Here is a 14,872-nt window from a genome sequence, read left to right on the forward strand (position 1 = left end):
ATTATTCATACATTAAGGGGACAATAAGAAGTTTAAAGACACTTCTTGTAATAAAAACAAACCTCATGTATGATCGACTTTTCAGCATTTTAATCATCCCAGTTTGGATATTGTTGGCTGCCACCAACCTAATTGCTCAACCCACTACCATCAAAGATGTAAGCCCCACAGCAACGACATTTCCAATCGCTTCCAGTGTAAATCACTCTGCCAGCGGCAAAGTATTTAATGTCGCAGGCTCTGCAGACGGCACGAGGTTATATGCAGGATCTCAGGCCGGCATATGGCGCTCTGATGATGCAGGTGAAAACTGGTATCAGATGACCCGACCACAGCCGCCAACAGGCCAAAATGTGGTGCCTGGAGCATTGCCGGCTAGTTTTATCAATGATATAGTCGTATCCCCGGTCGATCCGGATCATGTATATGTATTGGCCTACGAAACTGCAAGAACGATTTCCACCAGTGGAGCTTACCAGTCCCGTGATGGTGGACAGACCTGGAGCCTCATTCAACTGATCGGCAATGGTCTAGGTCAGATAGTCATAGCACCGGATGACCCCAATCTGGTGTTTATAGCCGCTGGAAGTGTGATCCATACCAGCAGGGATGCAGGGGTGAGTTGGACTACAACCAATATGCCCCTGGCAGTCTGGCACATCGCCATTGCCGAGTTGCTAGGTGCTAACAGGAGAGTTTATGCCTTAGGGCGAGGGGTGGTGTTTGTGTCATTTAATGGAGGTGGCACCTGGCACAGGGACCTCAGTGCGCAAATACCAACGATGATTGGTGGCCCTGTGGATGATCACGGTGGCAATAGTGCACAGATCATGGTAGTTATACCAGGTACGACCAATCAAATCATGGTATCGAGCCCGTCCTGGGCCAATGGTCCCAGTTATTGGAGAAACAATAATTTGTTGGATGGAGATGGCGCGATATGCAATACCCATATCATCTACGATGTCAATGATAATAATGGGTATGACGATAGCGATATTATCATCTACGGATTGAAGCTCAGTTCTCTTCCGTCCCTGATCGATATCCCTAAGCTAAAATACATCGATGCTGACTCAAACAATAGGTGGAATGCCAATGAAAGAATCATCTTCGATGCTGATGATAATTCACTCTATCAATCCAGTACAGACATTAAGTACCAATCCTCTCCCGATATTGCAGAAAACACTCCTTTAAAAGATGACCCTAAAATAAAAGCGGTCAATACGGGTAAGCCATTTGGTATACCTTGTACAGACGGTAGTATCTGGTGGGGGATCTATACATTTTTCGATACGAGTGCTGTAAATACTCAAAAATCGTCGTGGCTGCCGGTTGCAGGACCTGCGGTGTACAGAATGACTAACAGTGGCAACGCTTACCTGAATGTCAACAAAACAGCAGATGGCTATCTATTGTTTTTTTCGGATAAAAATCATGTGCATGTCTGTAAAGGATTTCCCTCTCTTTCATTGAACTGGCATAGTTTTAACTCCCGGGACGCTTCTGCTACCAAGCTTGCCGGACAGACCTCGACAGAGAACTATGTACATGTGGACCCTCACGGATTATATGTGTCCAAAGATTTTAATATTAAACTTAAAGCACCCACAGGGGTAGATCCACCCTATAACCAAAACAGGGTGCTGGACCAATTTATATCAGGCAAAGCGTTTGTGGCTAATGATGGCGGAGTATACAGATCCTTAGATGGGGGAGCTACCTGGCAATTGGGCAAAGGCCTGTCCGTGCTTGGTCCTATTAATGTTGGACTCACAGCCCTGGCAGGTAAAAAACCAGGACTCTATATGGGTGTCGGAGACGATGATGATTTTTATTCTTTGGATGGGGGTGCTACCTGGCGAGATCCTTTGTCAGGTTGTGGAGATTGCGATATGTGGTATACTGATATAGCGATGCCCCATAAAGTATTGGCTTTTACGCCCCGGGGGGCAGGCATCGATGTCTATTCTGATCCTAATGGATTGCCAGACGCAGGCAGCACGCTCCAGAGAAAGCAAATCAATATCTTAAAAGGCAATACCAACCTGGTCAGTCATTATGCCGTCAAAGGTTATAGACCCTTGATCTTAACCTTGCAGAATGAAAGCGTACCGGATGACTTTGACTTTGTCATGATCCGCTTCAATCCTCAAAAAAAACGAGTGCTGCTGCGTACTCAAAGATTGACTAATCTGAACAATGATGAAGACTGGTTTGATCCTGCCTTCGCCACCGAAGTCGGTCCACTGTTGCCTTTTGCATTTTATACAGAGCCCAATAAAAGTGATTTGTTCAATGCCATCGTACAAACTGCAGGAGGACATAAAGATCCTACCTATTTCGTGACACTCAATGAGAAAAAAGATACTTTATGGAAATGGAAAAGTGGCCGAAGAGTGTGGTCGCCAATATATCCTAACAATGATTCGACGGCTTTAAAATTGTTGAGGTTTTATGTAAATCCATATAACCCGAATATGATCTATGTGATCGATATGAATGGCATCAAAAGATCTGATGACGGGGGCACTACCTGGATGTTAGATACTTTGCTCGATGGATTAGTGACGGAGGGACATCAATATAGTTATGATGGCAATGTCACCCTGATACATGATATGACTTTTTCAAGGGAAGATCCTTCGCTTCGTTTTGTCATCGCCAATTCGGGTGTATATATGGCTACTCAACACAATGACTGGCGAAGATTATTAAATGCTACCGCTTTGCCTAACAATCCTTTTGCAGCCTCATTCGATCCAATCTCCGATCCATGTGATCGATCCTTGTATGTGGCTACCAATGGGAGAGGGCTATTGAAAATTGGAAATATCCCGGAAGTCGTTAAAAAGGTCAATATAAGTACCATCACCGGATTAAAAATTCAAAAAAATACGACTGGCTGGCAAACTAAGAATGGTCAGTTTAATGTCGAACATGTCGCAGGAATTACACCAGGTGGCGATCTCATCACTTTTATATGGTCTCCGCAGCATGATTGGACATCGGTCAATGTCTCTCAGAAAACCCGAATAAAACTATCCCCTGATTCCAGGCTGACCAGTTGGCAGACGAAAAACGGTCCATTCAATGTTGAACACATGGCGGGATTTGATGTACAAGGTAATTTAATCAGCTTTTGGTGGTCACCTCAACATGATTGGCAAGCCGTCAATGTCTCCAGAAAGGCTAAAATCCAATGTCACCCGGCATCTGGAATCACCAGTTGGCAATCAAAAAATGGAGTTTTCAATGTCGAGCACCTGGCAGGAGAGACTAAGGCAGGCGATCTCATCACTTTTATATGGTCCCCACAGCATGATTGGCAGGGTATCAATGTTTCCCAAAAATCGGGTATCAAGCTCACTTCATACAGCGCATTGACCAGCTGGCAATCAAAAAATGGAGCATTTAATGTTGAGCACCTGGCAGGCATCAACACAGTAGGAGATTTAATCACTTTTTGGTGGTCACCTCAGCATGATTGGCAAGGGCTCAGTGTGTCGCAGCGATCAAATCAAAAAGTCAATAGTTATTCCGGTATCGCCTGTTGGCAATCACCCAATGGACCATTTAATGTCGAGCATCTGGCGGCTGTATCCAACAGTGGGGAGGTTTTTACCTTCTGGTGGTCTCCCCAACATGATTGGCAAAAAATAAATGTGTCACAAATCTCCGGTGAAAAAATAGAACCTACCTCTACTTTAGCCTGGCAGACCAGTTCTTGTGTACGAATAGATCATCTGGCAGGAGTCAACGGAGCTGGTCAACTTATTGGATATTGGTGGACTCCGGCCTCAGATTGGAAGGCGGGCAATCTTGGTCTGGCAGCAGCTCAAACCATAACCCAGATAGGTACAATTTGGCAAACCACCAACGGTGTCTATAATATTGAACACCTGGCGGGAGTAGACAGTGCTCATAATCTACTGGTGATTTATTCCAGGAATACAGCATTTGATTGAATGCTGATACTGACTCTGAACAAACGGATGCTTTTGATTGATGGTTAATCGGCCACATGCAGCCTGGAATGCCGGAAAAATCAGAGGGTTGGGTTCGATACGAGGTTTTTTTAAGATAATTTTCGGCAGAATCTGTTAAATTTTTTAACAAAAGACGAATATTTTCTTGCATTTTTGGATCATAATTATCATATTATAAATATTTAATATTTGTAAATGATTTAAAAGTACATATTTATAGATATTTAGTATTATATTATAAAAAAATATATATAACAACGGCCTAAAAATGTCCTTGAAATCCCTTCATAATCTCTCGATCATTGTATCATGATTTTAAATGAAAGTTTAGAATCAAGCTAAATCGAAAAAATTTGGCGATCCTTTTTAAGTAAAGGATATGTTCATGGGATTATAATTTGTCTATAGAGAGTTATACAAAAGTGTATAACTCTCTATTTTGAAAAACAAAAGATTCCATCAAAAATTTGAAGTTCTAGGTTCATTAAATATATACCAAAACGGATTCTACCCCTGTAGAATTTTTGGATATGTTCATGGGATTATAATTGTCGGATAGTCAGCCCTTGCAAACGTGTAGGAGCTGACTATTTTTGTTTTAGGCAATTTTTCTTTGCTTTTGAATAGATCTAGTGGCATCTGGGAGCAAGAATCCAGTGCTTCCAACAGCTTATTGCTGAGACCTACCATGATTTCTGATTTTTTACAATCACTATCTTTACGTTCTAATGAATCTGTCTCATCAAAGATTGACCTTTCATCTATCTACTCCTGACCAGGTAGGAGAGCCGATCTGTGTAGCAGGGAATTTCAATGATTGGAATGAAAATGGATATCAACTCCAGAAGACGGAGTCAGGGGCATATGAAGGCGCTTTTGACTTAGAATACGATCTGTCCAAGCCGATTGAATATAAGTTTTTGAGGAGCCGCTGGGCCAATGTCGAATTGGATGAATATGGTGGGGGAGTACCGAATAGAATAGTTGTGGACCCACAAGAGACCATACGCGCATGGGTGCCCAGGTGGCGACACGAAGGCCGAAGCCACCTGGCTGATTTGCTTCCTTTGATACGCTACCATTATGATCTTACTTTACCTCGTTCCCGTAAAAAACGTAGAATTTCAGTCTTGCTGCCATATGACTATGATCAACAGCAAAAATCCTACCCGGTGTTGTATATGATGGATGGACAAAATCTGTTTGAGGATGGAGCTCCATTCGGATCCTGGGAGATCCATAAGCGCCTGGCAGTTCTGGCTGAAAAAAAAATGCACGAAGTGATCATCGTATGTATTGATCATGCAGGTACCAAAAGGGTAGAAGAATACAATTATATCCGGCATTATTTAGGTGAGAAGGGCAGGGGGCATGAATTTGTAGATTGGATTGTAGACAAACTCATTCCTTTTATCAACAGTCATTACAGGACAAAGGCAGAACAATTCTATACCGGGATCGGCGGCAGTTCAATGGGAGGCTTGATATCCCTGATGGCTGGTACTACTCATCCCAATGTCTTTGGCAAGTTGATGATCTTTAGTCCTTCACTGTGGAAGATCGTCGATATAATGTATGACCGATTTATGTATTTGCCGTTAGTGAGTTTCAACCAGGATATTTATCTCTATGCAGGTGGTAGAGAAGCCTCTAATATGAAGGGGTTTGTACAAGACTTTTACGACCGCCTCACACAAGCTGATCCTGCCAATGACAGAGTACATTATGCTTACAATGAACCTGGCAGACACAGTGAAAACTATTGGGGCAGCGAATTTCCATTTGCGTTGAAGTATTTATTTTATTGATCTTTACATTTATTATGACTATACCTATTATAGATTTTTCTCAGCTTGGTGTGCAGGATATACTTATCATACCTTGTGTCAAATCGGAACGAAAAAAAACACTAAAATTTATTGACAAAATATCTAAAAACAGTCCTTCGGATTGGTATTCGGCCATATCAGGTTTATTGGAAGTTCATACGCTGGATCATGGTAAACACCTCCTCCATTGGACAGGAAAAACCCGGTGGATTCTTTTAGGAATTGAAGAATCCAAAGATTTTCAAAAAATATCTACTGCGATCCGGTCAGTAGTGTATAAAGCACTCAAAGAGGATGAAAAAAATCATGCGGTGTGTCTGCTACCCGCTTTCTTAAAGAATCGGACCAGGGCCGCCCTAAGTAATGGTTTGAGCATGGCTTTTATGAAGACCGATTATTTTAAGACGGACAAAAAGGAGGTGGAGGGCAGTTTTAACTATTTTCTTGAAGATCAGAATGATTCTGCTTCAGAAGAGGTAGCCGAAGGCCTTACGCTGGCGGATACCCAAAAAGAGATCTGTAAGTTGGTCAATCTCCCACCGAATGAAAAAACGCCTGCATATATTGTTGATTGGGCCAGGCAGCGGTTTGACAGAAAGCATTACTCGATCAAAATTTATGATCGGGAAATGTTGGTAGCAGCGGGACTGGATGCGTTGTACCAGGTAGGCAAAGGCAGTCAGCATTCACCCTTTCTATTGTTAATAAAATATAAACACAGTAAAGCAAAATCAAAAAATAAACATATTAGCCTGGTTGGTAAAGGAGTGACTTTCGACACCGGGGGAATCAGCCTCAAAGATCCACTCAATATGTACCTCATGAAAAGTGATATGGGTGGTGCCGCAGCGGTTTTGGGCGCTATGGATATCCTTGGAGCTCTGAATATGCCTGTTCACGTGACAGCAGTGATCCCACTCGCTGAGAATGCCATAGGTCCGGATGCGTACAGGCCGGGGGATGTGATTTCATCTTATAGTGGTAAAAGTATAGAAGTGATCGATACGGATGCAGAAGGCAGGTTGATCCTGGCAGATGCTATAGCCTATTCTATCAAAAACTTTAAACCGGATGTCCTGGTGGATCTGGCGACATTAACCGGATCTATTATTGCAACACTAGGTTATAAAGCTGCAGGTCTTTTTTCAAATGATGATGATCTGGCAAAGTCTATCACCCGGGTTGCAGAAGCCTGTGGCGAAAGAGTATGGAGATTACCTGTATGGGATGATTACCAGGAGGAAATGAATTCGGACATAGCAGATATCAAGAACCTGGCTACCAAACCCCTGGCTGGGGCAATCACCGCTGCCAAATTTTTGCAGGCCTTTACGGATGATCATCCTTCCTGGGCGCATCTGGATATCGCCGGTGTGGCTATGACTGATAATGAATTTGGCAAACAACGCAATGCGACTGCCTTTGGGGTACTTTTATTGAAAGATTGGATTCACCATTATACCAAATAGGACATCATATGAATAGACCTCTAACCTTTCTCTGTATAGCTTCATATTATAAAGGAAATCGGTTTATGCAAGGCCTCAAAGCTTGTGGTGCCCGAGTGATCTTATTGACTTCAAAGCGACATGAGGATAAGGCCTGGCCGCACGAAAGTATCGACAGGATCTATTATATGGATAGCGATGAACGAAATCACTGGGTCATGCCGGATGTGATCAAAGGTTTGGCATGGACCATGCGATCCGAACACATCGACAGGATCGTCTCTCTGGATGATTTTGATGTGGAGAAAGGTGCTTTGCTGCGGGAAGAATTCAGGATAGCGGGTATGGGTCAAACTACTGCCCGTTATTTCAGAGACAAATTGGCAATGAGGCTGAAAGCAAAAGCTGCTGGAGTACCCGTACCTGCTTTCACGGCAGTTTTTAATGATGAGATGGTCAATGAATTTGTGCAATCGACCCCTACACCATGGATGCTAAAACCTCGGGGCGAAGCCTCTGCCACAGGAATCAGTAAAATTAGTGATGCTGCTACTTTATGGCAAAAACTTCATGAGCTGGGCGATGAAAGACATAACTATTTGTTAGAGCAGTTCATTCCGGGACAAGTTTTTCACATGGACAGTATTGTACAAAACGGTATGGTAGCATTTGTCCGATGTAGTCAATACCTTTCTACACCTTTTGAAGTAGCCCATGGTGGTGGGATCTTCAGATCGGTGACTATGGATCACAATTCTAAAGACAATCTGGCCCTTGAAGCTTTAAATGAAAAGGTGGTCAGTTCGTTCAATCTGCAGTATAGTGCCACGCATACAGAAGCCCTTAAAAGCAATGAAGATGGCCAATTTTATTTTTTGGAAACTTCTGCAAGGGTGGGAGGCGCTCATATTGCAGAGATGGTAGAATATGCAACTGGAATCAACCTTTGGGAGGAATGGGCTAAGGTTGAATACACCAATGCAAATGGATCTTCCTACATAACGCCTTCGGCGGCTCGTGATCATACCGGTATCTTAATCTCGCTTGCGCAGCAACAAACACCTGATTATTCAAAATTTTCAGCTCCTGAATTGGTCTGGACCATGCATGACCTTGAACATCATATAGGATGTATCGTAAAATCCTTTGATCGCCATCGAATCCTGCAACTGATGGATGAATATGCTACCATAGTACATAATGAGTTTCACGCTTCTGCACCTGCACCGGATAAACCAATACATTAGGCAATTTTAGTATTTTATATCGGCTCCGATGCTAGCACCATAAATTGTAGCTTTGTAAGATGGAAATAGAAATCTTTACGCTCTGCGATTATGCTCAGGATATGAAAGGTAAGTTTGTCATCGTAGGCACATTCGATACTATTTTTCCAAAACAATATCCGTGCAACCATCCATCGTGTTGTATAGCATTGAGGCTCAGATTTTCTGAAGATGAGCAGGGAGAGCATAAACTCAAGCTCAGGCTCATCGATCAAAAAGGCATAGAAATCGTCAAACCAGTCGAAGGGAAAATCCAGGTAAAGACACCAATCAAAGGACATCACTCTACGGTCAATTTTTCATTGCAGTTTAACCAATTGAAGTTCGAGACCCCGGGTAAGTATGCTTTTGAACTCTATATTGACGATGATTGGAGGTCTGGCCTTCCGTTATTGTTGACGGAAAACATGCCAGCTATATAATGTACGAGGTATTGATTAAAATACCTTTACTATTATTTTAAGACTTATCAGACATCCGCAGTTCTGAAAACTGCGTTTATACGACATAGATGAGATATGCTCAATTTTTTCGGGTAGGGTTTTGGATATATTGTATCGCCATGGTGACATCCTGCAGTAATAAACTTTCGATGGACCAGGAGATTTATATCAGATACTATCTGGATCAAGCAAAAAAAGCATCTATGGTCAATCTCTCAGACGACTATAGGCTAAAGTCTTTTGAATTGATGGAAGATCGTGATCAGTATAAAATTCAATTTAAGCTGGAATATCCTGGTCAAAGTATAAAAGCTATGGCAGCCCAATTTAAAAAAATCAGGAGAGCATCCAATGGACCTGGTTGGGGTAAAAACCCTATTGGATGGGAATTTTACAAAGAAAATACCCTCGATGAACAGTATCGTTTCATTATCGATACTTTGTCAAATAGTCTTGATTTTAGTTATGTGCTATCGTATTGATTAGTTTTTCTTCATTTTTGCATTCATAAAATAACAAACAGAATGCAAAATCAAAGATGTAGATCTCTTAGAATTAGATTATTGAGTCTGTCTGTGGGCATCTTTACATTGTCTTCAGCGCAAGTATCACAGACTTTGATGAATGAACCACTGGATCTAAGCAACGATTTTAAAGATTATCGCAATACTTATTTTTTAGCAGACAGTTTAAAAAGTTTTGATCCGCTGACAGCTACAGGAGAGGTTATCTGGAGGCGATCTGAGTTTTTTCCGGCTCATGCCTTTGATTTTACTCAGAATGGCATTCGTCGAACCGAGCAAAACGAATTTCCTGCGCACGAATATGCGCGTGATCCATCCTGGCCGTTTAGTCTTGAGTTTGTATCTGCACGTACGGTGAGATTGCAAATGTCCACAGGAGTTACCTTAAAGCGATATACAGATACCTTGATGATACCGGGTGGGAATATTAAAAAATCTACCAGTTGGATTTATTCTAAGTTGGCAAATGGTCATCAGTACAAGAGCCAATATGGCATGGTGAGGGTGTATGAAAATCCGTGGGGAGTAGAATTTTTTGATCAGAATGGTAAATCACTAACTAAAACAACACACAGTAGTGATAACAAAGGATTTTGTGCCAACCTGCCCTTTTGTTATGTACGCAGAGCGTCTGACTATTCGAGAAGTGTGGGAGCGGTATTTTCACTATCACCTGATGAAAAAATATTTGGCTGTGGCGAGTCTTTCACCAAACTCAATAAATATGGTCAAAAAGTAAATCTGTATACCTGTGACCCTAATGGCGTAGAGACTGCCTCTATGTACAAGCCTATTCCATTTTACATGAGTAGCAGAGGATACGGAGTATTTATGCACACCTCTACCCCAATCACTTGTGATTTTGGCAATACGTATGGTGCATCTAATGCGATGTGGATTGGTGATGAAGCATTGGATCTTTTTGTGTTTTTGGGAGAGCCCAAAGACATCCTAGATCAATATACAGACCTTACCGGTAAAGCATCCATGCCCCCATTATGGTCTTTCGGATTATGGATGAGCCGTATTACATATTTCTCAGAGCAGGATGGCAGACAAGTGGCTGCCAAACTCAGAGCCAATGCTATACCTACAGATGTACTTCATTTTGATACAGGTTGGTTTGAGACTGATTGGCGGTGTGATTATGAATTTTCACCTACCAGATTTCCTAATGCTGAGGGAATGATCAAAGATCTTTCTAGCCATGGGTTTAAAACCTGTCTTTGGCAATTACCTTATTTCGTACCGAAAAATAAATTATTTCCTGAAATAATAAGTCAGGGATTACATGTAAAAAATGATCAGGGGGACATTCCTTTTGAAGACGCCGTGCTCGATTTTACCAATCCCAGAACTATCGATTGGTATCGCAATAAGATCGGACCTCTGCTGGAGATGGGGGTGTCGGCGATCAAAGTGGATTTCGGAGAAGCTGCGCCATTCAAGGGCTTATATGCCAATGGAAGAACTGGCTATTACGAGCATAATCTGTATCCATTACGATATAATAAAATCGTGTCAGACCTTACTAATGATCTGCACGATGAACGCATCATCTGGGCTCGCAGTGCTTGGGCAGGGAGTCAGCGATATCCTCTACATTGGGGTGGAGATGCGGAGACTTCAGACATGGGTATGGAATCAGAATTGCGGGGCGGCCTCTCACTGGGCCTGAGTGGTTTTTCATTTTGGAGCCATGATATCGGAGGATTTACAAAGCGCACACCTGAAAATCTATATCGAAGATGGCTGCCATTTGGAGCCCTGTCCTCTCATACCAGGTGCCATGGTCAGCCACCTAAAGAGCCTTGGGATTATGGTCAGGACTTTCAAGACTATTTTAGAAATACGATTGAGTTAAAATATAAACTTATGCCTTATATCTATACTCAAGCAAAACTTTCCAGCGAAGCTGGTTTGCCCATGACGAGGGCTTTGTTTGTTGAATATCCCAACGATCGGGGGGCCTGGGACATTGAAAATGAATATATGTTTGGTTCAGACATGCTGGTTGCTCCTTTATTTGAAGAAGGCAATGGCTCACGATCTGTGTACTTGCCAGGTGGAAAATGGATCGACCTTCAGTCAGGACACAAGTATGCTCCTGGATGGCACGATATCAAAGCGGGTGATATTGAAGCAATCATCATGGTGAGAGATGGAGCGATCCTGCCTCAGATTAATCTTGCTCAGTATACAGGACAAATGGATTGGAGTCATATCGAGCTGGTACCTTTTACAAGTGGGTTAGAAGCTACATGCAAACTTTATTGCCCCGGTGACACCTCGGTCGCAGACATCAAAATCTTGAAAAACAAAAAAGGATTTGCTTTTGATAAAGCAGTATCCAAAGAAGCCAGAACTTTTACCATCAAGCCAATGAAGTAAACTTTCAATATTTACTTTGGCCTCTGTCATAGGAAGAAATGAGTGGATAAAAAATTCATTAAAGTAATATCCATCAGTGAATTAGAAGATTATCCAATATTTGGGCATTCATGGCAACCTGATTAAAATATTAAGCGTTTAAATAATGAAGGGTGTTTCATTTCAGCCGATAAAGTTGGGTTATCATGACTATACAAAACATTGTTTTATAGCCAGGTGCCACATATCCTATTCAAAATGTTGCAGAAAGAATTATATTTAGAAATGAAATGATGGCTTCTATGAAAAAAATATCTTCTTTTCTGGTCTTGATGATATTTAGATTTTACGGAAATAGTACCACGTGGACCATAAATAATATTGGTAATACCTTCAGTCCTTCTACGATCACTATTGCTCCTGGAGATGATGTAAATTTTGTTTTGTCAAGTATCCATGATGCAGTCGAAGTCAGCGAAACTACATGGAATCAAAATGGCACCACCCCTTTGAATGAGGGATTTTTACTTCCTTTAGGCGGAGGATCGGTGGCAACCACCAAACTGACTGCAGGGACACATTATTTTGTGTGCACTCCGCATGCTAATGAGGGTATGAAGGGAAGAATCATTGTTCAATCCTGTACTGTCCTGCCACAGCCAGGAGTGATCAAAGGAGAGAATATGGTATGCCCTAATACCGCAATCCGTTATATCATATCTCCTGTGGCAGGAGCTAATTCATATACCTGGACATTACCATCAGGATGGTCCGGCAGTTCCACTTCAGATACCATATTAGTTACCACTTCCACCTCAGGAGGGATAGTGTCCGTAGCAGCCAATAACGATTGTGGTAAATCGGTTGAAAGGACTTTGGGCGTATTTGTTTCAGGTCCTCCTGCACAGCCCTCTGCCATAGCAGGAGAGATCAATATATGTCCCGGTGGAAGTGCTACTTATACTGTAGGTTCGATACCTGGCGTAAGTACCTTCGCGTGGACGCTACCAGAAGGCTGGTCCGGCAGTTCGACTTCAAATTCCATCCTGGCCATGAGTGACTCATCGGGCGGTACGGTCTCAGTCGTTGCCGTAAATTTCTGTGGATCATCTTTGCCTAGCAATCTGAATGTTTCCATCCGGAGTGTGCCTTCCAGGCCCTCGGCAATAAATGGACCTGACACAGTATGTGCCAACAGTAGCAATGTATATATTGTGACTGCCCGTAATGACGCTACTTCCTATAAATGGTTCTTGCCAGATGGATGGTCAGGGTCTTCTACAACGAATACAATTACGGCAATGGCAGGACAAGGGATTGGAGTAGTAGGCGTGGTGGCTCTCAATCAATGCGGATCATCGGACACTTCTTCCCTTAATATTTCTCCCGCTGGGAGGCCTTTATCACCTTTGGGGATCTCAGGACGGGATTCTGTGTGTGTAAACAGCCTGACGGTTTATAAGATAGATAAAGTACCGGGGGCGAGCTCTTATACCTGGACACTTCCTCCTGGATGGACCGGGGCCTCGAGTCTTGATACCATATCCGCCATGGCCGGCTCCAATAGTGGCACAATATCAGTAGTTGCAAACAATGTCTGTGGTGCCTCAGCTCCCAGTACCATGACAGTCCATACTACCAATCTGCCTGGACAGCCTTCCATCATCTCCGGGCCGGATACTTTATGTCCTAATAGCCTGGGATTGTTTAGTGTTGTATCTGCCAACGATTTATCCGCCTATAGCTGGATCTTACCCAATGGGTGGAATGGTAGCTCTCAAACCAATACTATTACAGCCAGAGCTGGCAATAACGGAGGAATCTTAACGGTAATAGCCAGCAATGTCTGTGGATTTTCACCGATCAGAACATTGACCACAACCGTGTCTATTAAGGTCTTGCCAGGGGTGATAGAAAAGATTACCGGACTGGATACCTTATGTGTTAATAGCAATGCCATATTTACAGCCAAACCATCGATAGGGGCTACTTCCTATACCTGGACATTACCAGATGGGTGGTCTGGGACTTCTTCTACCAATTCAATCACCGCAATAGCCGGCTCCTCTGGTAATATCTCAGTCATAGCCAATAATCAATGTGGTTCTACTCAGCCAAAGACATTTGCGGTGACCACCAAGTCTCCTCCACCAGGTATCAGTTTTATTATCGGAAAATCCACCGTGTGTAAAGCGAGTACTAATTTATTCAATGCGAGTGCGGTGCAGGGCGCCAGTTCTTATACCTGGTCCCTGCCTCCAGGGTGGTCTGGAATGTCCACAACCAATTTTCTCAATGCAATATCTGGAAATACCAGTGGAGATATCTCAGTCACAGCCAATAATGCTTGTGGATCATCGTCCCCATTTATATTTCCGGTAGCTACAGAGCAAATCAATACTTCTATTTCGATCACAGGCATTACATTGGTTTCGAATAGTATTGGGGCTACTTATCAGTGGCTGGATTGTTTTGACAATTCTAAAATCATGGGGCAGACCAGCCAGGTATATACGCCTGCCCAAGGTGGCACCTATGCGGTTATCATTTCAAGAAATGGTTGTGTGGATACTTCTGCTTGTATTATGCTTTCTACAGTAAGTACTACTACCTCGTTAAATGAATTAGGAATCAAAATTTTCCCTAACCCTGCCCGATCTTTCTTTAGCGTCGAAATGCAACAAAACCACCCGGCTACTATAGAAATCATCGATGCACTTGGCAGAAAGGTTATGACCAGGGACTTGAAATTTCCTTTGCTTAGGTTTGATGTGACTTCCCTTCCTAAAGGCATTTACTTTGCTAATTTCAAAGTAGGCAACCAGCAGGTTACGCAAAAATTGTTGATCCTGTAGCAATTTTACTAAAACTGATTTTATTTGAATATACTTTGTATTCAACCTCTATCCACAGCAGTTAGTCATTTTTCATGCTCCATATTAAGCTGGACGCTGTCAAGCACAAAGCCAATTATTTAACA

At 42.5% G+C, this 14,872-nt stretch carries 8 protein-coding genes; all 8 read left to right on the forward strand.

Translation table 11 applies throughout. From position 1 onward, the window contains the following. The first annotated feature begins 65 nt into the window (after positions 1 to 65). The 8 genes from IPJ09_19855 (at position 66) to IPJ09_19890 (ending at position 14,747) form a co-directional block, all read left to right on the forward strand. On the forward strand, positions 66 to 3,971 hold the full coding sequence (locus IPJ09_19855; GenBank protein MBK7373646.1) for a hypothetical protein: 3,906 nt from the start codon (positions 66 to 68) through the stop codon (positions 3,969 to 3,971). Positions 3,972 to 4,720: 749 nt separating this feature from the next. After that, a complete protein-coding gene (locus IPJ09_19860) occupies positions 4,721 to 5,800 on the forward strand; it encodes an alpha/beta hydrolase (GenBank protein ID MBK7373647.1) in 1,080 nt (359 codons plus the stop codon). Positions 5,801 to 5,814: 14 nt separating this feature from the next. Further along, positions 5,815 to 7,290 (forward strand): leucyl aminopeptidase, encoded by a 1,476-nt coding sequence (locus IPJ09_19865; protein MBK7373648.1) that lies wholly within the window; start codon positions 5,815 to 5,817, stop codon positions 7,288 to 7,290. An 8-nt stretch (positions 7,291 to 7,298) separates the two neighbouring features. Continuing rightward, entirely contained in the window at positions 7,299 to 8,516 is a 1,218-nt protein-coding gene (locus IPJ09_19870; GenBank protein MBK7373649.1) for an ATPase, read from the forward strand. 59 nt (positions 8,517 to 8,575) lie between these two features. Then, positions 8,576 to 8,977: a hypothetical protein gene (locus tag IPJ09_19875; GenBank protein ID MBK7373650.1), complete on the forward strand. Its 402-nt coding sequence runs from the start codon at positions 8,576 to 8,578 to the stop codon at positions 8,975 to 8,977. Positions 8,978 to 9,066: 89 nt separating this feature from the next. Beyond that, positions 9,067 to 9,480, forward strand: a complete 414-nt coding sequence (locus IPJ09_19880; protein MBK7373651.1) for a hypothetical protein — start codon at positions 9,067 to 9,069, stop codon at positions 9,478 to 9,480. A 42-nt stretch (positions 9,481 to 9,522) separates the two neighbouring features. Then, entirely contained in the window at positions 9,523 to 11,913 is a 2,391-nt protein-coding gene (locus IPJ09_19885) for a glycoside hydrolase family 31 protein (protein MBK7373652.1), read from the forward strand. Between the two features lie 281 nt (positions 11,914 to 12,194). Beyond that, the gene (locus IPJ09_19890; GenBank protein ID MBK7373653.1) at positions 12,195 to 14,747 is read left to right on the forward strand and encodes a T9SS type A sorting domain-containing protein; all 2,553 of its coding nucleotides are present in this window, start codon (positions 12,195 to 12,197) and stop codon (positions 14,745 to 14,747) included. Positions 14,748 to 14,872 lie beyond the last annotated feature (125 nt).

The sequence above is a fragment of the Saprospiraceae bacterium genome (assembly GCA_016709995.1).
Taxonomy (GTDB): domain Bacteria; phylum Bacteroidota; class Bacteroidia; order Chitinophagales; family Saprospiraceae; genus JADJLQ01.

Excerpts from the sequence above, each read along its gene's own strand:
- IPJ09_19880 (MBK7373651.1), top strand. The coding sequence starts at position 9,067 with ATGAGATATGCTCAATTTTTTCGGGTAGGGTTTTGGATATATTGTATC.
- IPJ09_19885 (MBK7373652.1), top strand. The coding sequence starts at position 9,523 with ATGCAAAATCAAAGATGTAGATCTCTTAGAATTAGATTATTGAGTCTG.
- IPJ09_19870 (MBK7373649.1), top strand. The coding sequence starts at position 7,299 with ATGAATAGACCTCTAACCTTTCTCTGTATAGCTTCATATTATAAAGGA.
- IPJ09_19860 (MBK7373647.1), top strand. The coding sequence starts at position 4,721 with ATGAATCTGTCTCATCAAAGATTGACCTTTCATCTATCTACTCCTGAC.
- IPJ09_19890 (MBK7373653.1), top strand. The coding sequence starts at position 12,195 with ATGAAAAAAATATCTTCTTTTCTGGTCTTGATGATATTTAGATTTTAC.
- IPJ09_19875 (MBK7373650.1), top strand. The coding sequence starts at position 8,576 with ATGGAAATAGAAATCTTTACGCTCTGCGATTATGCTCAGGATATGAAA.
- IPJ09_19855 (MBK7373646.1), top strand. The coding sequence starts at position 66 with ATGTATGATCGACTTTTCAGCATTTTAATCATCCCAGTTTGGATATTG.
- IPJ09_19865 (MBK7373648.1), top strand. The coding sequence starts at position 5,815 with ATGACTATACCTATTATAGATTTTTCTCAGCTTGGTGTGCAGGATATA.